Consider the following 25,438-nt stretch of genomic DNA (forward strand, 5'->3'; position numbering starts at 1 on the left):
TAATTCTTTTATCTAAAAAAAACTGCTAAACCATTCGTTTAGCAGTTTTTATATTAATTATTACAGTGTAACTATAAATTTAATATGTCAACATTTACAACACCTGATTGTTCATCTTCTGCGGTAACAGTATACCATTTGAAACCTATCAAACCTCCTAAATTAAACCGTATAATATCACCCTCTTCTGCTGGAAGAACCCAACTGTTTTGAGGAGGAGGAAACACGAACCCACTGGCGCCTGTTGTTTGATTCCTAGGAATATACGTTAGTGAGGGAATAACAATAACACCTTGTGTCAATTTAAATTCGATGGGTTTTGTATAAAATTTGTTTGTAGTATTATCATGTTTTTGCTTGGGTGTCGCAGCATTAAATCCTGGACTAATGCATAATGATAATAATAGTATGGTAGTGATAATAATATTTTTTTTCATAGTTCTTAAAATTAATGGTTAATAATGGTTTGATTTATATAAAATTGATTTTCTAATTCTATAAATACTCCTTTCTGAGTATGAATTTTATTTGCAGTAATCTTTTGGTAGTGTAGATAATTGTCTAATAGTGAAATATATAGACGGCTTGTAGAAGAGCTTAAAGGTAAATAAAATATTACAATAACGATTAAAAAGAATAAGTTTTATTTGATTTTCAGATTATTACAGTCAATTTTACTGTAATACAAGATAAAGTCATTTATATACTTTCACACTAAAAACCGCTGCCATAGCGGTTTTTTTGTTTTACATCATTTTGATTTTACTTCTTATTAATTATCCGTTTGTCAAAATGTTGATTTGTCTCTTAAATAAAGCATGTTTAAATAAAACGAAATATTCAAGAATGCAGCGAAATGATCTTGTGCTTTTATTTCGACCTCTCATGGATAAAAATCCCGCACTCATGCCTTTTTTTTAATTTGAACTATGGCCTCACACTAATTTTATTACAGAAATGAGATAAGATACATGCGCTAATGTGCCTTAGAATCACTTTCCTAAACGAGACGTAACTAACCTGAAAAGGAACAAAATACATAACAAAATGGAAAATTTAAACGGTTTACAACAGCAAAAATGCCCTTATCAGGCTCAACAAGCAGCTGGTGCGGTAACAGCAGCACCAGCGGTAATTCCAGACATTACAACTCCGCTTGTATCAACAACAAATCAGCCGCCGGTTGTGGGCACTAATAATCTTGGTCTTATAAATAGTTTTATTGGCACCTGGAATAGTCCCACGGGCGCAAATGCCACAGGTTACAATGTTATGCCTTTGCCGCAAACAGATGCTCCAAGTGGTTATATCACTAAAAACTTTCCTTATTTCGAAGAAATCTCATTTTCGGCTATAGCCGGCGGGGCACCAAATAGAGAAGGACAATATACACAGGCAAGCAGCGTGTTGTTTTATGAACAAAGAGTCTACATTGCCAACAATGCCGATCCAAACGGAGCACAGCCCATTCAAAATACTTTAATTCATGCTGAGAACGGAACCTGGCTTTATCACGTAATACAAAACCAAGTTGAGGGCCCTTATGGTCCTGGTTTTGTTCCGGATTCAAATCCAATTCCTGTACAAAATCCGGCAACTCAGTACAACAAACAAATTTCAGTACCTCATGGTGTTTCGGTTTTAATGACGGGAGGACCAGTTGCTTCGGGAACAGGAAATCCGGTTTTTCCAACTGCAGACAGAACTAAATTACCATTTACAGACCCTACTATAATTGATCCGTCAACCTATTTGACACAGCAATTAAAGACATTGAACAGTCAGGGAATTACGGTTGACAGCTACTCAAGTATTACGGTAAGTACAAATAATGAAGGAGGTGCAGTAAGCAATATAAACTTTGAAACTTCTTTTGGAAAAGTGCTTTCAATGACCACCACTTGGTATGTTGAAAATTTAAGTAACGGAACTACTCAGTTACAATACATTCAAAATATTGTTTTACAATTTTTAATTAATGGTATGCCAACTCAGTTTTTGCATATCGATGCTAATACCCTGCAGCTGGTAGAAACGTTTGTTCCGGTTAATGCAAACCAGTCATGGCAAAACACCGGAATTGCCGTACAGCCAGGTAATACGATAACAGTAAGTTACGAATCTGGTCTATGGACAGCAGATCCGCAAACCAATAATGGTAATCTGTATGACGCAAATGGATGTCCGGGTATTATTGTAACACAATCAGGATATCCTATTCAAAATGTAAATATGGGTTCCCTTATAGGACAAGTTGGAAATAATGCTCCATTTTTTATTGGAAATGGGCCTGTTACAACTCCTGCAGGTCAAAGCGGACCATTGAAGTTATGCATCAACGATGATTTAAATGCTGAATACGGAGCCGGATTAGCTGATAATATTGGCAGTCTGCAAGTGCGTATCAAAATTTAAAAGACTAATATAAATCTCTTCAGTTTTATTGCTGAAGAGATTTATTACTGAAAACAAAAATACTCCTAATTCTAATAACCAAAAAATGAAACCTACCAAAGAATTTACGGTCGCAGATTATCTGCTAACCCGACTCAAACAATTAAATGTCACCGAGGTTTTTCAAATTCCGGGAGATTATGTAAAGCATTTTACACAGGCTCTGGAATACTTTGACGGAATTGAAACCATTGGAACTTCAAACGAACTAGACGCTTCTTACGCGGCAGATGCTTACGCACGTACCAGAGGTTTAGCTGCCGTATCTTTACAATACGGAGTAAGTACTTTTAGCGCATTAAATGCTATTGCAGGAGCTTATGTAGAACGCAGTCCAGTTGTTGTAATTAGTGCAACACCGGGAGCCGATGCACGAAAAATTGGAAGTATGTATAACGTACTTTACCATCACTCTACAGGCAATGTTAATGCAGATCAGGAAGTTTATGAAAGAGTAACTGTTGCTGCCGAGACACTAAGCACTTCTGCAGGAGCTCCTGAAAAAATTGATAAATTACTTATCGCAGCACTTACACACCAACGTCCTGTGTATATAGCGTGTTATAAAGAGGTGTGGGGCGAACCTTGCCCAAAACCTTCCAGTAAAAAACTAGAACCTGAAATAATAAAAAGTGAACCGGCAGCACTTGAAAATGCTGTTTCTCAGGCATGGTCACAAATTAGTCAGTCAAAAAATCCTTTGATTTTTGCCGGAGTAGAGCTTTTGCGACATAAACTAACAAAGCAATTAGAAGAACTTATTAAAGCAAGCGGAATGTTGTACACTACAACTTCACTTGGAAAAACGGTTCTCGATGAAAAAGGCGATAAATTTATCGGTACCTATTCTGATCAGGCTTCAATACCCGAAGTTATTAAGATAGTCGAAGCTTCAGACTGCATTTTATCGTTAGGAACTATTATTACCGATGATTATTTATGGCTGGTAGAAAATAAATTTTCGGATATGATTCAGGTAACTACTCAGGAAACGAGAGTTGGTTATTTTACCTATTCAGGAGTAACTTTAAAAGACTTTATCGAAGCCTTAACAGAACGATTTAAAAGAGCGTCAGGATATCCTTTAAAAGTAATAGCTCCGGCTCAGCCAAGATTCCCGCAACCATGGCGATCGAACTCAGATCCTAAATATGATTTAACTCCGGAAGTAATAACCTTTAACCGCTTTTTTGAACATGCTACATCTTTTCTAAAAAAAGAAAAAATGCTGGACGATATTGTAATGACTTTTGGTGTAAGTTCATCAATGTACGTGGCTACCAATATTTACGGATTATCTCAAAACGCTTATATTTCTTCGGCTGCCTGGCAGTGTATTGGTTTTGAAACAGGTGCAGCTTCAGGAGCTCAGTTGGGAAGCGGTAAACAAGCCTGGACTGTAGCCGGCGACGGTGGTTTTATGATGATTGCACAATCACTTTCGACACTTGTAAAATACAACATCAACTCTGTAATCTTCGTGATGAGCAATGGTGTATATGCAATTGAGCAGGTGTATGTCGACATGGACTCCTTTAAAGCAGGACCGGATCATAAGTTTGATGCATTTGATATTCTTCCAAAATGGGATTATCAGGCACTTGCCAAAGCATTTGGAGCAAACAGCTACCGTGCTGAAACTGTTTCAGAGTTAGACGAAGTACTTCTAAAACTTAAGAAAAAAACAAATCTTCCAACTCTGGTAGAAATTGTAATTCCTCAAAAAGATCTGGCACAGCAAATGGCAAGACTGGGAAATGAATAAAACCACTATCTATAACTACTAAAAAATCTAAAAACATACTATCATGAGCAAAAAAACATACTCTATTTTTGGAGCAGGTGCAGCCGGACTCTATACGGCGTGGAGATTACTTGATGGAAAATCTAAACTCGCCAAAAACGAAAAAATGCTCGTTAAGGGCGATGTATTAGAACTTTACGACTGGGGAAAATATGATTTTTCTAAAAAAAATCCGGGAACGAGAGAACCAGGTGCACGTGTTTGTACATGGCATTATAAAGATGACAAAGACAATTCGTACCTTGAATTAGGAGGTATGAGATATTTATATTGGGATGGAACTCCTGAAGGACCCGGACATCGTTTAGTAACTAAAACCATTGAAGAACTGGATTTAAAGAAAGATTCAGTTCCGTTTAATGAGTCAGCAGACCCATTGATGTCTTTGCGTTCAAAAAACATGTATATCTCAGATATCAATTCGAATCAGCCAGCTCCGTATTTCGCAAACAATTACGCTCAGGATGCTCCGCCAGATGATGGTTTTACAACCATACAATCTGTAGCGATCACACAAACATCTGGGCCAACTACCCGTAGAGAATGGTGTAAATTTTATGAAGAAGGAAGAATCAATATTGATATGCCTGATAGTTCAATCTACCAAAAAGGAGATTTACTAAAAGAAATTGGATATTGGAACCTGGGTTATGACATGCTTGACCAAGAAGGATTTAGCTACTTATCTGATGGAAATGGTTATAGTTCAAACGTAGTAAACAGTAATAGTGCACAGTCATTTAATGTGAATGATGAGTTTCTTCCGGGAACAGAATACAAAACTTTAATAAAAGGATATTCCAGCTTATTTGATTCTTTATTTGAAGAAGTTGAAAAACTGGCAAAACAAAAAGGGATTACTCTAAATTATTATCCAAACATTCGACTGCGCTCTATTGTACACACTAAATCTGGAGTGAATTTTACAACTGCAACACGCAAAGATCCAGATGCACTTGCAGAAAGAAAAAAATGTGATGCCGCATTTCTTGCTATGCCAAGAGCAGCAATTGACTTAGTAGCGCAGGCAAGCAGATACAGTGATGAAGAAGCAACCGATGTGTTAAATCATGAAAAAGTACAGTTGTATTTAGAGTCTGTATTAATGGAACCTTCATACAAAATAGGGATGTTTTTCGATACACCTTGGTGGAGAGTAACCGAGGCCGGAAGCCCAACTTATCCTGCTAAACTAACGAGTTATTTCCTAACACAAGAAGGAATTGAGAAATTAAAAAAAGAGGGTTTTCCTTCTAACTATCTTAAAAAAATAGAATCGGCTAAAAATCCGGCTATCATTGTTAATTCGTTTAACGATAAGGTAAGCTTTATAACTGCTGTAGAAAATGCAATCGAAGAACGTTTAACTTTTAAACAAGAAAAACAAATTTCGACTGTAGCCGAATTAGATACTATTGGCCCAAGTATTACCGATATGCCTATTCGACAAGTTGTTTATTTTGGTGATAATGCCAGAGACGGAAAAGGAAAAAAAGTATACGGTATTTTGGCCAGTTATGATGATATTCAATATTCAACATTCTGGAAACCTTTAGAACTTGGACCAAATGCTACGCGCGAAATTCCTGAATCCAGAGACTGTCAGCCGCTTGAAGGGCCTAGAGAAGCCACTCCTGTAATGGTGAAAATGCTTCGTTCACAATTAGCATCATTGCATTTTGGGCCGCAGGCTGATTATTCGTATGTGCCTGAGCCTTTAGAAACAAAATATATGGACTGGTCGCTTCCTCCTTTTAATGCAGGATATCATGCCTATAAATCGCATTATAATTTAGGTGATGTGCAAAGAAAAATTAGAAAACCATCTCAGCTCGTTCCAAATACAGACTGCGAAATTTTTATTGTAGGAGAGACCTATTCAAACGATCAGGCTTGGGTAGAAGGTGCATTTTGTACTGCTGAATCTGTGCTGAATGATTTCTTTGGAATCGAACCTATTATTGACGAAAAATACTATCCATTTATCAGTCCGGAATAATCTACTTTAACCAAAAATAAATGAAAACCAAAAAACTATTTAACTTTTCTACTTCGGTAACAAAAGACAATATCAAAGATGTAATGCAGCAGGCAATTGCACTGGAGCTTGCTACAATTCCAACGTATTTATCGACCTATTATTCGATAAACAGAGCACAGGATCAGGATAAACTGTATGCTAAACTTCATGCGCAGCTTTCAAAATCCGGCGTGCGTACTGCTGCCGAAATCGACGAACTGGCGCAAGAACTGAAACTCGATATATTAGTTTATTCGAATAAATCGGCTGCCTTAATTATGAGCGTTGTTATTGAAGAAATGCTGCATCTGGCACTTTCATGCAATGTGAAACAAGCAGTTTGTCAAACGGCACCTGATTTAATGGGAATTGGAAAAATTTTAACATTTCCAACACAATTAGACGGACATATTCCTGAATTTCAAATTGATGCAGCAAAATTGTCATTGAAGCAATTGACTACATTTTTACAAATTGAAAGCCCTGAACCGTTTAAAGATCCTTATGCAAATGCACAATTATTGGATACTGTTGAATATCAAACGATTGGGCTTTTATATGAAATGATTATCAAATGTATAAAAGAGGATTTTCCGGGACCTTATGAGCAAAGACCACAATTGCTTCCTCCGGATAATCCGGATCGTCCGAGACCGTATTATTCTCAAAATTCAATGAATACGGTACATTATGACAGAGATCACAATCCTCAATTTGCCAATACAGATGATAGTGAAGGACTTGTTGGCGTACACGACGCTTACTCGGCAATTGAAGCTATACATCGCATCATTGAACAGGGAGAAGGAAAAAGTAAATACAAGCAGCATACTTTAATTTGGGGCGAAAATAAAATGCCGGTACCAATGGATATTGTTGATGGCAAAGTAGTTTTTTGGGAAGGTGATTATGATGATTCCGGGAAAGAACCTGCTCATTTTGCCAAATTTCTTGAAGCCTACACACTTGGCGGGCATTATCAGCAAAAGTTCCGTAACATTCAGGGATTAGATGATTTCTTCAGCTATTTTGTATATGATACTGATGCTAATCCTAAAACAGCCGATTATATAGCTTCGGGTAATCAGGCACTGGCATTATGTTCACAATTAGGTAATGCAGTTTTTGCTTATATTCTTTTAATGATTGAAGCCTGTTATCATAAAGACGAAAGTACACAATATGATTTATTCATTTTTGGTATTCATAAATCAATGATCTGGCTTTTGAGCGGTGTTGGTAACCAAATTAACCAATACACTTATACTAAAGGCAATCAGGCTTATAAAGGCGCGCTAACATTTGAACCATTTTCGTTTGAGCAAAGTTTCTTAAGACCAAAAGCACAAATCATGAGTTTGGTTGATCAATTGGCGAAAGCCGATCCTGTTAATTGGGGTTGGGCAATTAAAAGCGAAAACTATTTCCCGTCTTTACCAGACGTAGGATTGGATTACAGCATTGAAGCCGATATTCCTAAAGTACCAAGTACACCTTATAGACATAATCATTAATATAAAAATATACAACATGTCAGAATTAGTAACAAAAGAACTTCATGTATGCATGGGGCTTAATTCATGCAAAAATGCGGGATATTCAGGAAATAATGATTGTGCAGGTCAAGGCGATTGCTCAACAGCAGTTGGTCATCCCTGCCACACCTTAAACGCTTGTAAAGGGCAGGGAGGCTGCGGGATTTTTGGTACAACAGAAGAACTCTGCCATCCCGGCGAAAATGATTGTCGCTACCAAGGCAGCTGCGGTGTGCCTATTTTGGCTTCCCGTTTTATGGCACAAGGCCCTAATAAAGGACTTAGTGTTTGGCAATTGGCCAGAATACGCTTTGAAGAAAAAAGAAAAGAAAGTGGAAAATCCTTTGGCGAAGCTCCCCAGCAATATGGACCAAGCGATGAATACGTAAACTCAATTCGCGGAACTTCAGGCGTAGATTATTCTTCTTGCGGACAAAGCGGTTCAAGATCTTGTTCCTATATCAACAACCCTGCTGAAAGAAAAGCTGCGGCAGCGGAAAGAGTTTTGAAAATGGAAGAAGAAAGCGCTAAAAAACTACCGGAAAGTCTTTCAAATTGTCAACCCAAAAATAATGGACACTAGACTTGGATTACCCAATTTAGGATTGGGATTAGGACTCAGAAGCCAGCATTTTGAACATATTCTGGAGAAAAACCCTGCCGTAGACTGGTTTGAGGTAATTTCTGAGAATTTCATGGATTCACATGGACGTCCGAGATATATTTTACAACAAATAGCAGAAAAATATCCCGTGGTAATGCACGGGGTATCGCTTTCTATAGGAAGCACTGATCCCTTAAATTTTGATTATCTGAAAAGTTTAAAACAACTTGCAAGTGAAGTCAAGCCAGCCTGGATTAGCGATCATTTGTGCTGGACGGGAGTTTTAACCACCAATTCGCACGATTTGTTACCGCTTCCGCTAAATGAAGATTCATTAAAACACGTTTGCAACCGAATCAGACAAGTTCAGGATTATTTAGAACGACCGCTGATTGTCGAAAACCCAAGTACCTACGCAGCCTTCAATAATTCGACACTTCCGGAATGGGAATTTTTGCGAATCATGACCGAAGAAACCGGCTGTGGATTACTCTTGGATGTAAACAATGTATATGTTTCTTCTTTTAATAATGATTTTGATCCTGTAGAATACATCAACGGAATTCCGCATGATAAAATAGTTCAAATGCATTTGGCAGGTCATCAAAATTGCGGTAATTATATTATTGATACACACGATAGAGAAGTAAACAGTCAGGTTTGGAAATTGTTTCAACAAGCTTATCAATTGGCCAATCAGGCATCAATTTTACTAGAATGGGATGGGAATATTCCGGCTTTTGATGTATATCATTCTGAATTACTGAAATCAAAGCAATATATGGATGCAGCGTTTGTTGGAGTTGAAAAAGAAATTTTTTCTATTGATAAAGAACAAGTTTCAAATCCATTGAATTTATTCGCTGTAGACAAATTTTTATAAACTCCAAAAATGCAGAAAACGGTAAAAATACCATTAAAAGACTTTCAGCAATGGATGCAGCAGCTTTTGCTCGATCCTTATAAGCAAACAGGAGTAAACCCTGATGATTTGCTTTCGAATGCAGAAAATGCAGCTTCAATTGAAGATGTAATTTGCCATTCGGAAAAACTTACAGCTCAGGAACATTTAGCTATTTACCAGCGAAGTTATATTGCGCGATTGCGAAATTGTATGTCACAGCAGTTTAGTGCTTTAGAATATGCTTTAGGCGAAGCTATTTTTTGCGCTTTCGCCGATGATTATCTGGCTTCAAAACCTTCTTATAATTACAATTTATCTTTTTTGGGAGCTCATTTTGCAGAATATCTGGAAAATAACAGACCCGACGCTGATGAAGATACCAAAGAAGATTGGATTGATTTTATGATTGAACTCGCCAGATTTGAATACGCCATTGGTGTTCTTTTTGATGAAAAAGCAGACGAAAATTACCAATTATCCACAATCGAAACACCAGAAAATGAATTAAAATTGGTACCTGTATTTGCATTATTTAAGTTCCAGTTTCCTGTTCGAAAGTATTATTCTGAATTCAAAAATGAAAAGAACCCTGATTTACCTCTTCAAAACGAAAGTTATTGCGTGGTTTTACGACACAAATTCAAATTGTCAATTTACGATTTGCACAAAGAACAATATGAGTTTTTATGTTTTTTGAAAGAGCATAAAGATATTGCTGCGGCAAAAGAATTGTTTAAAAATCAATATAAAGAAAATGATGTTCAGTTTGAACAAGTTTGGAACAGTTGGAAGGAGCGTTGGATTGGCGCTAATTTTTTTAAGGTTTAATAGAATAAACGAAATATAGTTATACCTCAAAACCTTCATTATTAAAAGCAACAGCAATCCTACCACTTTTTACAAATTCGATCAATTCAAATTTCTTTAATTCTAAAGCCAGATTCTTGATTTCATTTTCATGTCCCGTTGCTTCAAAAACCGTAAAATCTTTTTCGATAGTTATAAATTGAGTATTATATTTTCTAAGTAAATAATTCATTTCTTCGTTCATGATGCTCGAAGTTTTTATTTTAAATAATGCTATTTGTTTCCATACGATCTCATCATTTGTGCTGTAATAACACTTAAAAACCTCGATGATTTTTTCGATTTGAAGTGCTATGTTTCTAACTACTTCAAAAGTATCATTGATTACGAGCGTACATCGGTACATTTTGTCGATTTCGCAAGTAGAAATATTCAGGCTTTCCAAACTGATTTTTCTGCGGGAAAGTATAACGGTTATTTTATTCAGTAATCCCATTTGATCTTCTGTGTAGGCGGTTAAAGTATATTCTTGTTTCATTTAAAAGTTTAATATTATTTATAATAGATGTTTTTAGAAATAAAAAAAGCCTTTCTCGTTTGACAGAGAAAGGCTTTTATTATGCAATAGAATCCTGCCTCGTCACGGTTGACGAATAATGATAATTGCGTTAATAATTTGTACTGAATTTTTCATGTATATTTTAAATAAAAAAACCTCCCAAATAGGGAGGTTTTAAATTGTATCTGTGTACTTATTTATATAACATCCCTGATCATTATCGAATGATAATAATGCTGTTAATAATAGAGATGTTAATTAAGTTTTTCATTTTCTGTTCTGGATGAGCAACAAATGTATTGATTTTTATAAGATTACAAAAAGTTTTTTTCAGTTTAATAATCGGTTTTGAATGAAGTAAAAAATGATTTTTTAACACATAGAAACATAGGTTTTATGTGTGCAAAAGAATATAAAAAGAAACATGTTTCTAACACATAGTCCCGATAGCTATCGGGATGTGTTAATGCAAGTGAAACGCCTTTGACGACATTGAAAAACTATGTTCTATGTGTTTAAATTAAATATGTTCAAAGAGGCATTCTTTTAATAATCCAGCCACAATTTCAATAATGAAGCTTTTGTTCTGCTTACAATTACAGCCTCATCTTTGCTGTGTTTTATTTTAAGCTGTAATTTTCCGTTAAAATAATTATTCACTTTTTCAATTGAATTGATATGAATAATATACTGCCTGTTTGCCCTGAAAAAGCTTTTTGGGTTTAATTCCTGTTCCAGTGTTTCCAGCGTATGCGGTACAACAACTTCTTCACCATTAAACAAATAAGCATAATTAATATTCAGGTTAGAATAAAAACAAGCAATATCCTCTACATCAATTTTTCTGTAACCGTCTCTGTAAGGAATAAGAAAGCGATTTCTGTATTCTTTGGGCTGCATATAAGCAAGCAATTCTTCAATCTGTGAACTAGGATTGACAGGCTGTTGTAAAGAATTTTCTAATTTTAGTATAGCAGCTTCCAATTCGTTTTTCTCAATTGGTTTAAGCAGATAATCCACGCTATTGTATTTAAAAGCTTTAATGGCATATTCATCATAAGCCGTTGTAAATATAATAGGGCAGGTGAGATTGGTAAGATTAAAAATTTCAAAACTGAGACCGTCTGCTAATTGTATGTCCATAAGGATAAGATCTGGCGATGGATTTTCAGACAGCCATGAAACCGTATTTTTAACGCTCGACAAAACACCCACAATTTCTGCATCGGGCTTAATTTTGATTATCAAACGTTTAATTCTTTCCGAATTCGGTTTTTCATCCTCAAGGATCAATATTTTTTTTATAGTATTCATTTGATCAGTGGCACTTTTATGGTAAAAGTCTCTTTATTTTCTTCTATAGAAACTTTTCGATCACTTAATAAAGCATAACGATTTACAATGTTTTTCAATCCAATTCCGGTAGAATAAGCTTTTTTAATGAGCGGTAAAATCGTATTCGATATCACTAATTCATCATTATCATTAGAATATATCTTAACAAGCAATGGGTTTTCTTCTTCGGTACGATTATGTTTCAAAGCATTTTCAATGAAAAGTTGCAGCGTAATAGGCGGAATCTGCATACTTAATTTCGATTTGTCAATGTCAATTTGAAAAGTACAGCTATCGCCCATACGGTTCTGAATCAGAAAAAGATAAGCATCAAGAAAATCCAGTTCTTCCTGTAACGTAACCAATTTCTTTTTGGAATTAACCAGCAAATAACGGTACACTTTAGCAAAATTTTCGGTGAAGTCATATCCTAACTGCTGATCTTTGAGTATTAACTCCGAAAGTACACTAAGATTATTAAAAACAAAATGCGGATCCAGCTGTAATTTGAGTGCCTGTAGTTCTATTTCGGCTGCTATTTGTTTACTTTCGGCTGCTTTTACTTTATATTCTGCTGCTTTTAAAGTGGCATTCTTCCAATTTTTCAATAAAAAATCACCTGTATTCAGGGCACTTACCATTAAAGCCCATAATACAATTGAAATAATAGTATAAACTGCTTCTCTAACGCCTACATCAACAGGTTTTACTACAATTAAATATTCTCCGTAGATATAATAAATGGTGCTTAAAAAAATAGTGACAAACAATGCCCCAAAGGTTTGACATACAATTTGAATAATCAATCGTGTTATAGGTCGAACCATCCATGAGATTTTCTTATTTAAAATCCTGTCAATAAAAAGGCTGGTAACCAATATTGTGATACAAAAAAGGATATTAGTTGATATATCTATCAGCATTAAATGAGCTGGCAGGTTAAAATATTCTTTCCAATAAGCAAATGGAAATATGATAAAAAGGGTAGAGTATGAGCCTAAAAATAAAAACGTAATTAAGAGCAGACTCTTTAAGTAGCTCTTTTTTACAGGATCAGTTATTTCGTCGGTGTGGTTCACAAAATTTGTTTTTACAGGAAATCAAAAGTTGGTTAGATTCCTTTTTGAGAGTGCAAATAAAAGGATTTTAAAATAAAACAGCTGTACTTTTTATTTATTAATCATCTGTAAATGTACTGTATATAAAGGGTTTCGCAAAACAGAAACAATCCCATTTCAGTTCAATATCCCAAATTGTCGATTCACCGCACAGATTTGCCGCTTCACTTTAAAAATTCCCTGAAAGAGATTTACCAACAATATTTTTGCGCCATAATTATAACAATTAATATCACAAAAATGAAAAAAACAATGGTAATGACAAAGGAAGATTTCAGTATTGCAAAATCAAATTCTCAATTGCAAAATTATAAGCGTAATGCATTAATTCTTTTTTTTATGGTACTGTTTACTTCTGCGGTTTCGGCACAAAAATCAAAAATATTAGATACCTTTTTTAAATACGGAATTGACTCCAGTATTCTTAATCCCGAAAAAATAAAAAAGCCTGACAACTTTGCTTTCGATTTTAAACAAACCATTATAACGAGCGCGAAGGAAACGGAAACAATCGCCAAATTTGATCCTTCGAATGCAGGAACAGAACCATGGACTGTTGTTTCTATTGATGGAAAATCACCATCGAAATCAGAGGTAAATTCTTTTAGAAAAAATCAAAGAAAAGCTTCAGAAGCAGCTCCAACTCCAACAGATGATACCACTTATAAAATTGAAAAGGAAACGCCAGATCAATTGGTGATTAGTTATAAAGTCGATCCAGGCTCTCTTACCAAAGAAAATGCTTTTGTAAAAGACTGCCGATTTTATATGACAATCAATCTTAAAACTAAAAAATTGGAGCAAGTACAAACGCTAAACGAAAAGCCTGTAAAAGTGAACATTCTTACTGCTGATAAATTTGATATTGTCTTAAAATACAAGTGGAACGATCAGGCAAAACAATTTGTTCCTGTAAATGAAAACCTTACTATGGAAGCTAAATTTATAGGGCAGGCAACCAACATACAAACAATTACGGAATACTCCAATTACGTAAAAAAATAGTATTACGAAATTCAAATTTAAAAAATTAAAAAATGAAGAAAATTATTGCAGCCGCAGCCTTATTCATGTCTGTATTTAGTTATAGTCAGGTTTATCTTGGTGTTAAAGGCGGGGTAAATATGAATAAATTAGATGGTAAAAATTTTGACAGTGATTTTGAGCTGGGTTATCAGTTGGGTGGTTTTGTATATTACAATTTTACTGATTTTATAGGCGTTCAGGGAGAAGTATTATTCAATCAAACCAATACCAAAATTACAGATAGTTATAAAGACATTTTTAAAGATGCTTTCAAAAAAGACAAAATACTTAATTATTTAAGTGTGCCGGTTTTACTACGTTTAAACAGTGAAGGATTAATCACTTTTACGGCTGGGCCTCAGTTCAGTTTTTTGGCCAGTGGTAATCAAAGCGTTTTGGATAATAGTAAAAAGCTTTTCAAAAAAACCGATTTTGCCGTTGTTGCCGGAGCCGAAATCAATATAAGACCCATTACGATTTATGGAAGATATATCTGGGGATTTTCTGATGTGAGTAACTTTGGAGAAAAAGCTAACAGCCAGCAAATTCAGGCAGGATTATCTGTTCGTTTGTTTTAAAATGATGAACTCATGGAAAATCATAAAAGGACTTCTGGTTACATTGGTAATACTGATTATCTCCTTATTTTTTCTAATTAGCACAGCGATCACTTATATCCTGAAAGCGAGAATAGAACTAAATGAAAAAATAGACAGCAGTTTAGGTGTTAAAAAAGATGATTTGGTTCGCTAGCAATAGCGAACCTTTTTTGTTTTCTGCATCTATAATAATTATCCATCATAAAGTAAAAATTGTCCATTTCATATTACAATCTAATAGTTGAACTTTACAGTTAATTACAGGAAAGATTAAAAACAATTTAAATTTTCTATTATGAATTACGGACAATTAGCTTTTACAGATACTATTAAAAAAATGCAGGAAGAAGCCGGAAGCAGAAGTGCTTATGATCGCATGGAAAAAATGTCGGTTGTAGACGGATTGACAGAAAACGAAATTAACTTTATAAGTGACAGAGATAGTTTTTATATGGCCAGTTTTGGAGAAAATGAATATCCATACATTCAGCACCGAGGCGGCCCAGCAGGATTTATTAAAGTGATCGATAATAAAACAATTGGAATTGTTGACTTTTCAGGCAACCGACAATATATTTCTACGGGTAATATTTCTAAAAATGAAAAAGTAGCTCTAATTATGATTTCGTATCCGCAAAGAGCCCGATTAAAACTTTATGCAAAAGCGAAAATTGTTAATTTAGAAGAGAATAAGGAACTGTATGATCTTTTAAAACCAGAAGATTATAAGTTTCGTCCGGAGCGCATGATGGTTTTTGAAATTCAGGCTTACGACTGGAATTGTCCGCAGCATATTACGCCACGTTATTCAACTGAAGAAATTGAACAGGCCTTATTGCCGCAGAAAAAATATATTTCTGATTTGGAAAATAGGGTAAAAGAGCTTGAATTAGAGTTATCCAAAAAATAATTAGAGAAAAACTGTTATTCTTTTTGAAGAAGTCGAATTAAGTTCATTGTCTAACTTTTCGAACTTCTTTTTAGAGCATATCCCTTTCATTTTGAATAGCCTATCTTATCATTTTGATAGCTATTTAAAAATAAGAGGGTTATGCTTTTTTTGTAGTTTATTGATAGTTAGTATTTTGCTTTTGTCTAAAATGCTCTGGCATGTCATTTGTTTCTGTTAGAGAAATTTAAATAAATCAATATCAATTAAAACTAATATGAAAGCAGATAAAACAAGAAGTAAGGAGATTACGAAACAATATGTATCAAAAAAATCTTTGCAGAATAAAGATAGATTTATAAATTTAATGGTGTTTGCCATCGTTTTCTTTATTGCTGTTTTATTAATCTCTAAAATAGTTTAGGTTTATAGTAACAGAATTTATTTTAAAGATTATGAAAATTATAAATCCTATAATTGACCCTAAAATAAACTTAGCTAAGAAAAATTTCTTTTCGAATTCATTTAAAAATAAAATAGAAACATCAGCAGTTAAAGAAGCTAAGGAATTAGTTGATTTTACTATTGAAAAAAACAAAGCTGCTCATACTTTTTGGATCAAAAAATTTTTAAAAAACTGTTATAATTTGTTGATGAAAAGTGATACAGGAAAAATCTACAGAAACAATTGAAAAGATAAAAAGGATATTTACACGAGATGAATTTCCTGCTAAAACTTAAAAGCATATTATGTGTTCGTTACGATAAATCTTAGCAAATGATAACAGTTTCGATATAAAGAGTATAGTTTCACTCAATAATGATGCGTATATTTGAGATTATAAATTATAACAATGCTATCTATGAAAAAAATAGGATTTTTATCGTTTGGGCATTGGGCCAATCATCCATCATATAAAGCACGTACAGCAAGCGATACACTTCTTCAATCAATTGATTTAGCCGTTGCTGCAGAAGAAATAGGCATAGACGGAGCTTATTTCAGAGTACATCATTTCGCGCAGCAGCTTGCGTCTCCTTTTCCTTTGCTTTCGGCCATTGGTGCCAAAACAAGCAAAATAGAAATTGGGACAGGCGTTATCGATATGCGATATGAAAACCCTTTGTATATGGTTGAAGATGCCGGTGCCGCAGACATAATTTCAGAAGGACGTTTACAATTAGGAATCAGCAGGGGATCGCCGGAACAAGTTATTGACGGCTGGCGCTCTTTTGGTTATGAACCTTTAGAAGGAGAAACAGACGCTGATATGGGACGTAAAAAAGCGTTGGAATTTTTAGAGAGATTAGACGGTGTAGGATTTGCAGAGCCAAATCCATATCCGATGTTTCCAAATCCGCCCGGATTATTGCGTTTAGAACCACATTCCGAAGGATTACGCGATCGAATTTGGTGGGGAGCTGCCTCTAATGCTACTGCTGTTTGGGCAGCTGAAAACGGAATGCATCTGCAAAGTTCGACGCTGAAATTTGACGAAAACGGAAAACCTTTCCATATCCAGCAGGCAGAACAAATCAGGATATACAAAGAAGCCTGGAAAAAAGCCGGACATGATCGCGAACCAAGAGTTTCGGTAAGCCGATCTATTTTTGCTCTGATAAACGATCAGGATAAACTTTACTTTGGAAATCAGGGTAAAGCAGCGGATAGTTTTGGTTATATAGAAAGTGATAAACGTGCCATTTTCGGAAAAAGTTATGCCGCCGAACCGGATAAACTTATTGCAGAGCTTGCTCAGGACGAAGCGATTCAGGAAGCAGATACGGTATTGCTAACAATACCCAACACTTTGGGAGTTGATTATAATGTACATATATTATCTTCTATTCTAAAATATATTGCCCCGGAACTGGGCTGGCGTTAATTTTTTTAAAATAAATATAAAAGAGGCTGTCTCAAAAATTGAGACAGCCTCTTTTACTATAATTAATTTGTTTTAGTGACTAAATTGGTCACTTTCTGGTATTCGATTTATCATTCCGTAGGAATGTTTCGTAGGTAGAAAAAAATAAGGATCAGTAATTTTCCGTTCCGTAGGAACGTTTGACAGATCAGATTATTGAAAAACAATGTCAAAATCAAACGTTCCTACGAAACGTAAACCATTATTGCAATATAATTTTTCTACCAATGAGATGTTTCTACAGAACAAAGAAACATGTAAAATAACAAAAAGGATGTTTTGTCATCTATTTAAGAAATAATGTAATTTATAAAGGATTAAATCTATGTTAAAGCTTTACCTGCATTTCATTATTAGTTTGTAATTTGTATAACTGTTTAATTATTAAAAGATTGATTATGGAAACGCAAATTATTGAACTGGAAAAAAAATATTGGCAGGGAATGGAAAATCACGATTACGAAACGGTAAAACAGCTTACCTATTTTCCTTGTATAATTGCCGGCAAAAATGGTGTACAAAGTGTCGATGAAGCCAAATTTAAAAAGATGTTTGAATCAGGCGATGGTGATAAAATAAAAGTATTAAGTATTTCTGATGTCGAAGCAAAGTCGATTGAAAATACTGCAATAATAGGATACGTAATAGAATTAGGAATACAAGATGCTAAAGAAAAAGCTCCTGTAAAATGTGCCTGTACTTCGACCTGGATCAAACAAAATAATAATTGGGTTTGTGCTTTGCATACTGAAGCTGAGTTGTCTCAGTAATGATTATAAAAATAATTTAAATGCATTATAAAAACTCTAAATCATTGATTTGGAGTTTTTTTTATGGTAAGCGTTGATATCCTAATAATTAATTTCGCATTGAAAAATTAATATTCTATTTAAAATATAATATATACTTTTATTAGCTCATTTAAATTGACTAATACACTAAACTATTATGAATAACCAAAACCAAAAAAATGAAATAAACCGACGCAGATTTTTACAAAGCACTGCAGCTGCAGGAATTTACCTGGGTCTATTTGGAATGCCCAATCTATTCGGTAATGAAATAATGGATAATAATGCTAAAGAAATTACAAATGTTAAGCTGAACAATAGCGTAAAAATGCCGATCCTTGGATTTGGAACTTACGGATTAAGAGGTGAAGTATGCCAACAATCTGTAGCAGATGCTTTATCAGTAGGTTACCGCCTTATTGACACTGCAAAAATATATGGAAATGAAGAAGCAGTAGGCAAAGGAATAAAACAAAGCGGTATTAACAGAAAGGAACTTTTTGTTACCTCAAAACTATGGGTTGATGATGCCGGTTATGAAAATGCAAAAAAAGGTTTTGAAGAAACACTGACTAAATTGGGACTTGATTATCTTGATCTGTATCTTATACACCGTCCGAGAGGTGATGTAAAAGGATCCTGGAAAGCAATGGAAGAACTTTACAAAGCTGGAAAAATCAGGGCTATAGGAATAAGTAACTTCGATTCAAACCAATTGGCTGATCTTTTGTCTTATGCTCAGGTAAAACCAGTTATAAACCAGATTGAGACACATGCTTATTTTCAGCAGGGAGATGCGTATAATTTGTTGAAAAAACATAATATCCAGATGGAGGCATGGGCGCCTTTTGCAGAAGGCCGCAATGGACTTTTTACAAACGAAGTATTCACTCAAATTGCGAAAAAATACAATAAGACTGTTGCTCAGGTAAATTTGAGATGGCATTATCAACGCGGTATTGTTGCCATTCCAAGATCTTCTCAAAAAACACACATTGTAGAAAATCTTGGGATTTTTGATTTCAAACTAGATTCTGGAGATATGAAAGCGATTGAAAAGCTGGACTTAAATAAAACCCAGTTTCCAGAATGGAGTTAAGTAATGATATAGTAACTGTATTGCTCTGATCATATATTAAAAAAGCCTCTTTAATTAGAGGCTTTTTTTTATGTTTTTTGAGCATTATGTATACCAGAAAATAAGAGTTATTGTAAAAACTGGTCTATTAACAAGTTAGCAATCCTAACTAATTTTGTACTATAACTTAATGAATAATTATTTCACCAATGTCAAAATTTCATCTCAATATTCAGAAATTAGTTCAAGGGGAATTTAAAATAAAAAAGGTAAATATAGCATTTGTATTTCAAGTAAACTGCCCGGGGTGTTTTATATATGGTATTCCTATTATAAATAATCTTTACAGATTATTTAGCAGTAATGTTGGCTTTATTGGTGTAGCAACTGCTTTTGAAGACTTTGAATACAATAACGAAGCAAACTTAAAACTTTTATTAGATAACGGTAAATTAGTTGGAGAAACCAAAAAATATTTTAAATCAAATTATGGACTTTCTAACTATTCAGAAATTCCAAAATTTCCTGTAGCTTTTGACAGTATTATATCTTCTGAAGAGTTAATAAACTCAGATAAGATTGAAGCAATTTGTAATGCTATTCCAAATTTTTCAAATTTTTCAGAAAAAGAAAAAGAAATATTACTGATGAAAATAAAGTCATATTACTCTGAGATACCTTTAATAGCAGAAACCTTCACAATTAATCAATTACAAGGAACTCCTTCTTTTATTATTTTTGATGACAACTATAATATTTTAGGACATCATTTCGGTCATATAAATGAAGAAACACTAAAAACCAGATTAGAACATTTCTTGTCTTAATTCATTTTTTTAGAATTATTTTTCCCTCTTTCTCAGAAATTCTCATGAACTGAAAAAGCTGCCTAAACTGTAACAAATGCTTTGGCAATATTATGACACTCTTAAAAAATATCTCTTCCAGATACAAAATTGACAGTTTCCTATAATTAGCTTATCACACAGTCAGAAAGGTAAGACAGACTTACCAGAAAAATAGTTTATAATATTAAAACATCTGGAAAATAAAGTTTATCTGATCTTTTTTTAAAATAACATGTCTGAATCTGAGTAATTATTCAAACCAAAAACTAAATCAATTTATGTTTGATTTCTTTGTATTTTGAACGACCCACAGGCAATAATTCCCCATTTTTAAGTAACATATTATATTTTCCTCCAGGTTCTACAATCAGTTTATCTGCTTCCTGCCAGCAAAGAATATAGGATTTATGAATTCGTTCGAATTCAACCGGGAGGAGTTTTTCTAATGATTCCAGAGATTTATCATGCAGTTCAACACGGCCGTTTAGTAAATGTAATTCGGTATAAATTCCTGCGCCTTTTATGTATCTTATATCTTTAATAGTGATGAGTTTAATTGTTTTTGCTTTTTTTACGGCTAAAAACTGAATATCCTGACTATTTGTTTTTTCCGGTGTTGTAAAACGTGTAAAGGCCTGAGCAAGTCTGTTTGCATCAAATGGTTTAGGAACAAAATCCAAAACACCATAATTAAAAGCCATAATCGCTTTATCTGTATAAGCGGAAATAATAATAGTTTGAAAAGATTTTGCGACAACGGTCTGAAGTACTTCAAATCCGTCCTCGCCATTCAAATTCAAATCGAGAAGCAGTAAATCAATGGACTGTTTTTCGATTGTGTTTAGTCCGTTTTCAACAGAATCGCTAAGCAGAATCTGAACCTCTTTATCAAAAAAATCACGGGTCATTCTTTCGATTCGTTTAGCAATTCGGGCTTCGTCTTCAATAATTAGAATTTTCATTTTTTATCAAAAATTTTAATTGTTGTACACCATCCTTCTTCTACAGCAAAAGAATCAAATTCCCAATTACTGCCATAACTTTCATTTAATCGGGCTTTGATGTATTTAAAACCTGTTCCGTTGCTGTTTTCTTTTTTTCTGTTTCGGTTTTTTGCCACGGTTAACAAGGTATATTGTTTGTATTGCTTTTCTCTGGTAAAACTTAAACAAAAAGTAATACAGCCTTGTTTTGGAGGTAAACTGTGTGTAATTCCGTTTTCTATAATAGTATGAATAACAGCAGGCGGAATTTCTTCATTGGCATCAATATTTTTTTCTTCCCAATTATAACATACTTCTTTTCGAAAAGACATTATTTCTAAATGTTTTCGGCATAATTCGATTTCCTGCTGAATAGGAATCAAGGTATCCTCTGCAATAGCATTCATAATATCAAATTCATCTGCCAGTGCCCGAATAAATACAACGCCCTGCTGCGGAGATTCTTCGATCCAGTCTATCAATGAAGTCAGTGTGTTACGCAGAAAGTGTGGCTGAATATTTTTCTTAACCAGTTCTAGCTGTAATCTCGATGAAAGCAATAGCGAAGCATTATGAGCTTCTTCGAGCGCTTTTGCCCGGATAGTATGCAGATAAAGCATTGACAGGACAATAATCGTAAAGGCTATAAACAACCCAAAATCATAAAACATATATTTATTTACAATTACACTTGCCAGTAAACCCATCACGACTATTAAGCCGCCTTTAATTTTTCTAAATGCCGCATCGATGGCAATAATTAAAGATAAAGCACACATGGCATAACTAAAATAGATAGCCGTATAATCGTAATGACCATAGTAAACAATATAAATTGTGAGAAGGGTTAAAACCAAAAGAAATAAAAACAACCGCTTTCTTTTAAACCCAAACTGCAGCATAAAATACCATGGAACGAGTATAGAAATTATAAATGTCAGTAAACCGACAATCTGCAATCGGGTATAAAAGTGGGTATACGGAATATCGATATAAAATTTCACGTATTCTATAATAAGCAAACAGAAAAAGAGCAGACAGATTATTCCAAAAAGTAAAACCGTTGCTTCTTTACGTGTACTGTTTATGTAGAGAAAAAAATAATAAATAAAAGCAATTAGAAAAGCCCCTGCCATAAGGTTCATAAAAGACATGACAACAAGCGGAGCACGATGAAGTCTTAAAAAGCTCTCCAGTTTTAAGCCGATGCTGCGATTTGCCTCCCGAATTTTAGATTGTGTTCCAATTACCGTAACAATGTGTTTACCTGTATTAGCCAATTTTTCGGGTATTTGATAATAAGTCAGTTCAGTTCCCGGAATTTCAGGCTGTCCTGATTTTGCAATTTTACCGTTGCTTCCCACAAAAACACCATCCCAATAAACATCAAAAGAACCAAAAGCAGTTACCTGTAAACCTAAAGGAGTAGATTTATTTTCACGTTTAAGGATTTCGATTTCTATTGGAACTTTAAAAACAGAGTTGTCGGATTTGCCCAAATAATCATGAGGACGATTTTCATCATCAACATAATACGTTACATCCGATTTCACGTACTCTGTATATTGTTTACAGGATGAAAACATTAGCAGTAATAAAACTATAAAAAAGGGCGGTCGATACATGAGATAAAGATAAAATAAATATCGAATACCTAAATGCATTTCAAAAGCTCTTGGAGCCGTTTGCATGTTTTAAAAGGTAAGATTTTATTTTATAAAGTAATCTTGTATCATCAAAACCAATAAATATGAAAACCTTAATAGCCAGTATTTTAATTTTATTTATTCCAATGTTTAGCCTGGCGCAGAAAGCAGCTGTTTCGGGCAAAGTTCAGGACAATATAACTAAAGAAGCAATTCCGTATGTGACAGTTTCCATACAAGATAATACCTCAAAAACAGTAGCAGTTGGCGTAACAGACGACCAAGGTATGTTTAATCTCGAAGAACTGCCAAGCGGTAAAATGACCATTTCTTTTAGTTATATCGGATATCAAAATTATATTCAAACATTCGAAATCATTTCGGGGAAACCAAAAACAGAATTGGGAACTATTTTTTTAAATGCCGATGCTGTACAATTAAATGCAGTTGAAGTTACAGGACAAAAATCCAGCGTGAGTTTAAAACTGGATAAAAAAGTTTTTGAAGTAGGTAAAGATGTGCTTTCGCAGAATGGCTCTGCTCACGATGTTTTAAACGGAGTTCCTTCGGTAACTGTTAGTCCAACGGGAGGAATAAGTCTTCGTGGCAATAGCAGTGTTTTGGTGTTAATTAACGGACGCCAGTCTGGTTTAACGCAAAGCAATTCACTCGACCAAATTGCAGCCGACCAAATTGAACGCATTGAGGTAATAACAAATCCTTCGTCCCGATATGACGCTTCGGGGTCGGCAGGAATTATTAATATTATATTAAAGAAAAACAAAAAAAGCGGTTTCAGCGGTCAGGTTCGATTAGTTGCCGGATCACCAAATGACAGCCGACTTAATCCAAGCATCAATTTTAAATCGGATAAAATTAATATTTTTTCCAATTTTGGTATACGTTCTTCGGATTACGTTGGATTATATACTACAAATCAGTCGACTATGAATAACGGTTCTCCAAATTACCTTAACCATGTGCAAAATGAGGATCGCCACGACGACGGAAAATTGATGTATCTGGGTGCTGATTATTATATTGATGAACATCGCACTATTACTGCAGCTTTTTTAAAAAATGCCACGACAGATGATGATAAAACCCGTTTATTGTATGATTACAGCAATGCAAACCATGTACAAGACAGTCTTTTAACAAGACAAGGAAAATCATTAGAAAAAAGAGATTACAACCAATTCGAGTTTAATTATACCCAAACTTTTAAAAAACCTTCAAAAAAATGGACTATCGATGTTCAGTACGATTGGTGGAACAGTGATAAAAAGTGGGATCTTTCAACACAGCGTATTTATCCGGAAACGCAGGCTTATCCCGGTATTAGAACCAACTCAATAGGAAGCAGTAAAGATTTGCTTGTGCAGACTGACTTTGTCCAGCCAATTGATTCTGTTTCTGTATTTGAAATGGGTGTTAAAACAGAGATTCGTAAAGTTTCCAGTCAGTTTTTGGCAGAGCAGCAACAGGGGAATATTTGGTCGATTTATCAAAATATTGACAATGATCTGGATTATACCGAAACCATTTCAAGTGCTTATGCGCAATACAGTAATAAATTCAGGAGCTTTAATTATATGTTGGGATTGCGAACGGAATTCACCAAAATTTCTATTACAGATATTAAAAACACCTACAACGACGATAAAAAATACAACAGATTATTTCCAACCGTTAATTTAAGTTACAAGTTTGAGGGATCTACTTTGCAGTTAAATTACAGCAAACGAATTAACCGTCCGCCGTTATATGCTTTGTACCCTTTTAACGAGCTGACCGATTTGAATGCGCAATATGTTGGTAATCCAGATCTAAATCCTTCTTATTCTGATGTGTTTGAACTGGGTTTTCTTAAAGCGTGGAAAAAGCTTACGCTTAATCCTTCCGTTTATTATCAATGGGAGAGTGGTTATATTCAGGATTTTACGTATCGTGAAAATGATATATTTTTTACAACGCCTATTAATATTCAGCATGAAATACGAAGCGGTATAGAACTTTCGACCTTATATAATCCGCTAAAATGGCTTCAGGTCAATTTAGAAATGAATTTTTATAACTTTACTCAAAAAGGAAGTTATCAGGACGAAAACCTTGATTATAACGGACAAACTTTTACAGGACGTTTAAGTACTCAGATTAAACTTCCATCAAAATTCAGTTTTCAGGGTCGTTATAACTTTCGCGGCGCGCAGCAAAATGCGCAGACAAAAAACGATGCATTGCAATCGCTTGATTTTGGTTTAAGCAAAATTTTTTTAAAAGATAAAGCTACCATTGTATTTGATGTTTCAAATGCTTTTGACTTACGCCAAAATAAAAGCACAACAACGGGTACAGATTATTATATTACCGAAAACAGTATTCCAAATGCAGCCCGCTACAGACTTAGTTTTGTGTATCGTTTTAATTTAACAGATCCAAAAGCAATCAGGCAGGCGAGTAGTGCGAATCGTAATTAATACGGCTGTTGTTTATTTATTATATGCTTACAT

Annotated in this window: 24 protein-coding genes; 18 read left to right on the plus strand and 6 right to left on the minus strand. The window is 34.4% G+C overall.

Annotated features, from left to right (window positions below):
- Window positions 1–71: 71 nt before the first annotated feature.
- Window positions 72–437 carry a hypothetical protein gene (locus APR43_RS00995; protein WP_053470486.1) on the minus strand — a complete coding sequence of 122 codons (366 nt, stop codon included), beginning with the start codon at window positions 435–437 and terminating at the stop codon, window positions 72–74.
- A 610-nt stretch (window positions 438–1,047) separates the two neighbouring features.
- Between APR43_RS00995 and APR43_RS01000 the strand changes: the two genes are divergently transcribed.
- The 7 genes from APR43_RS01000 to APR43_RS01030 all read left to right on the plus strand — a co-directional run bounded on the left by APR43_RS01000 (window position 1,048) and on the right by APR43_RS01030 (window position 10,149).
- Window positions 1,048–2,415, plus strand: a complete 1,368-nt coding sequence (locus APR43_RS01000) for a heme-binding protein (RefSeq protein ID WP_053470487.1) — start codon at window positions 1,048–1,050, stop codon at window positions 2,413–2,415.
- An 85-nt stretch (window positions 2,416–2,500) separates the two neighbouring features.
- Window positions 2,501–4,219, plus strand: a complete 1,719-nt coding sequence (locus tag APR43_RS01005; protein ID WP_053470513.1) for an alpha-keto acid decarboxylase family protein — start codon at window positions 2,501–2,503, stop codon at window positions 4,217–4,219.
- A 43-nt stretch (window positions 4,220–4,262) separates the two neighbouring features.
- Window positions 4,263–6,257: a hypothetical protein gene (locus tag APR43_RS01010; protein WP_053470488.1), complete on the plus strand. Its 1,995-nt coding sequence runs from the start codon at window positions 4,263–4,265 to the stop codon at window positions 6,255–6,257.
- Window positions 6,258–6,277: 20 nt separating this feature from the next.
- A complete protein-coding gene (locus tag APR43_RS01015; protein WP_053470489.1) occupies window positions 6,278–7,792 on the plus strand; it encodes a ferritin-like domain-containing protein in 1,515 nt (504 codons plus the stop codon).
- A gap of 16 nt (window positions 7,793–7,808) precedes the next feature.
- A complete protein-coding gene (locus APR43_RS01020; protein ID WP_088636375.1) occupies window positions 7,809–8,396 on the plus strand; it encodes a hypothetical protein in 588 nt (195 codons plus the stop codon).
- Entirely contained in the window at window positions 8,386–9,300 is a 915-nt protein-coding gene (locus APR43_RS01025; RefSeq protein WP_053470491.1) for a DUF692 domain-containing protein, read from the plus strand. Before APR43_RS01020 ends, APR43_RS01025 begins: the two co-directional genes overlap by 11 nt.
- A 9-nt stretch (window positions 9,301–9,309) precedes the next feature.
- Complete coding sequence (locus APR43_RS01030; RefSeq protein ID WP_053470492.1) at window positions 9,310–10,149, plus strand: DNA-binding domain-containing protein; 840 nt, start codon at window positions 9,310–9,312, stop codon at window positions 10,147–10,149.
- Window positions 10,150–10,168: 19 nt separating this feature from the next.
- Here APR43_RS01030 and ilvN read toward each other — a convergent pair whose 3' ends face one another.
- The 3 genes from ilvN to APR43_RS01045 all read right to left on the minus strand — a co-directional run bounded on the left by ilvN (window position 10,169) and on the right by APR43_RS01045 (window position 13,101).
- Window positions 10,169–10,666 (minus strand): acetolactate synthase small subunit, encoded by a 498-nt coding sequence (gene ilvN / locus APR43_RS01035; protein WP_053470493.1) that lies wholly within the window; start codon window positions 10,664–10,666, stop codon window positions 10,169–10,171.
- 567 nt (window positions 10,667–11,233) lie between these two features.
- Window positions 11,234–12,001: a LytR/AlgR family response regulator transcription factor gene (locus APR43_RS01040; RefSeq protein WP_053470494.1), complete on the minus strand. Its 768-nt coding sequence runs from the start codon at window positions 11,999–12,001 to the stop codon at window positions 11,234–11,236.
- Window positions 11,998–13,101, minus strand: a complete 1,104-nt coding sequence (locus tag APR43_RS01045; protein WP_123924576.1) for a sensor histidine kinase — start codon at window positions 13,099–13,101, stop codon at window positions 11,998–12,000. The genes APR43_RS01040 and APR43_RS01045 overlap by 4 nt, the downstream gene beginning before the upstream one ends.
- A 279-nt stretch (window positions 13,102–13,380) precedes the next feature.
- Here APR43_RS01045 and APR43_RS01050 point away from each other — a divergent pair, with 279 nt between their 5' ends.
- From APR43_RS01050 to APR43_RS01085, 10 genes are all read left to right on the plus strand, one after another.
- Window positions 13,381–14,145: a hypothetical protein gene (locus APR43_RS01050; protein WP_053470496.1), complete on the plus strand. Its 765-nt coding sequence runs from the start codon at window positions 13,381–13,383 to the stop codon at window positions 14,143–14,145.
- Between the two features lie 32 nt (window positions 14,146–14,177).
- Window positions 14,178–14,744 (plus strand): porin family protein, encoded by a 567-nt coding sequence (locus tag APR43_RS01055; RefSeq protein ID WP_053470497.1) that lies wholly within the window; start codon window positions 14,178–14,180, stop codon window positions 14,742–14,744.
- Window position 14,745: 1 nt separating this feature from the next.
- On the plus strand, window positions 14,746–14,919 hold the full coding sequence (locus APR43_RS24355; RefSeq protein WP_165590663.1) for a hypothetical protein: 174 nt from the start codon (window positions 14,746–14,748) through the stop codon (window positions 14,917–14,919).
- A gap of 141 nt (window positions 14,920–15,060) precedes the next feature.
- Window positions 15,061–15,675: a pyridoxamine 5'-phosphate oxidase family protein gene (locus tag APR43_RS01060; RefSeq protein ID WP_053470498.1), complete on the plus strand. Its 615-nt coding sequence runs from the start codon at window positions 15,061–15,063 to the stop codon at window positions 15,673–15,675.
- A gap of 256 nt (window positions 15,676–15,931) precedes the next feature.
- Window positions 15,932–16,078 carry a hypothetical protein gene (locus APR43_RS24360; RefSeq protein ID WP_165590664.1) on the plus strand — a complete coding sequence of 49 codons (147 nt, stop codon included), beginning with the start codon at window positions 15,932–15,934 and terminating at the stop codon, window positions 16,076–16,078.
- 31 nt (window positions 16,079–16,109) lie between these two features.
- Window positions 16,110–16,346: a hypothetical protein gene (locus APR43_RS01065; protein ID WP_053470499.1), complete on the plus strand. Its 237-nt coding sequence runs from the start codon at window positions 16,110–16,112 to the stop codon at window positions 16,344–16,346.
- A gap of 171 nt (window positions 16,347–16,517) precedes the next feature.
- Window positions 16,518–17,540: an LLM class flavin-dependent oxidoreductase gene (locus tag APR43_RS01070; RefSeq protein ID WP_053470500.1), complete on the plus strand. Its 1,023-nt coding sequence runs from the start codon at window positions 16,518–16,520 to the stop codon at window positions 17,538–17,540.
- A gap of 437 nt (window positions 17,541–17,977) precedes the next feature.
- Window positions 17,978–18,349: a nuclear transport factor 2 family protein gene (locus tag APR43_RS01075; RefSeq protein WP_053471192.1), complete on the plus strand. Its 372-nt coding sequence runs from the start codon at window positions 17,978–17,980 to the stop codon at window positions 18,347–18,349.
- A gap of 178 nt (window positions 18,350–18,527) precedes the next feature.
- Entirely contained in the window at window positions 18,528–19,469 is a 942-nt protein-coding gene (locus APR43_RS01080) for an aldo/keto reductase (RefSeq protein ID WP_082356393.1), read from the plus strand.
- A 188-nt stretch (window positions 19,470–19,657) separates the two neighbouring features.
- Window positions 19,658–20,275 (plus strand): hypothetical protein, encoded by a 618-nt coding sequence (locus APR43_RS01085; RefSeq protein ID WP_053471193.1) that lies wholly within the window; start codon window positions 19,658–19,660, stop codon window positions 20,273–20,275.
- Between the two features lie 287 nt (window positions 20,276–20,562).
- Here the strand turns inward: APR43_RS01085 and APR43_RS01090 are convergent, their stop codons facing one another.
- Entirely contained in the window at window positions 20,563–21,258 is a 696-nt protein-coding gene (locus APR43_RS01090) for a LytR/AlgR family response regulator transcription factor (protein WP_053471194.1), read from the minus strand.
- Window positions 21,255–22,970: a histidine kinase gene (locus APR43_RS01095; protein WP_053471195.1), complete on the minus strand. Its 1,716-nt coding sequence runs from the start codon at window positions 22,968–22,970 to the stop codon at window positions 21,255–21,257. The genes APR43_RS01090 and APR43_RS01095 overlap by 4 nt, the downstream gene beginning before the upstream one ends.
- A gap of 59 nt (window positions 22,971–23,029) precedes the next feature.
- On the opposite strand from APR43_RS01095, the gene APR43_RS01100 reads away from it, so the two are divergent.
- A complete protein-coding gene (locus APR43_RS01100; RefSeq protein ID WP_053471196.1) occupies window positions 23,030–25,405 on the plus strand; it encodes an outer membrane beta-barrel family protein in 2,376 nt (791 codons plus the stop codon).
- Window positions 25,406–25,438 lie beyond the last annotated feature (33 nt).

Source organism: Flavobacterium sp. NLM, assembly GCF_002210235.1.
Taxonomy (GTDB): Bacteria; Bacteroidota; Bacteroidia; order Flavobacteriales; family Flavobacteriaceae; genus Flavobacterium; species Flavobacterium panici.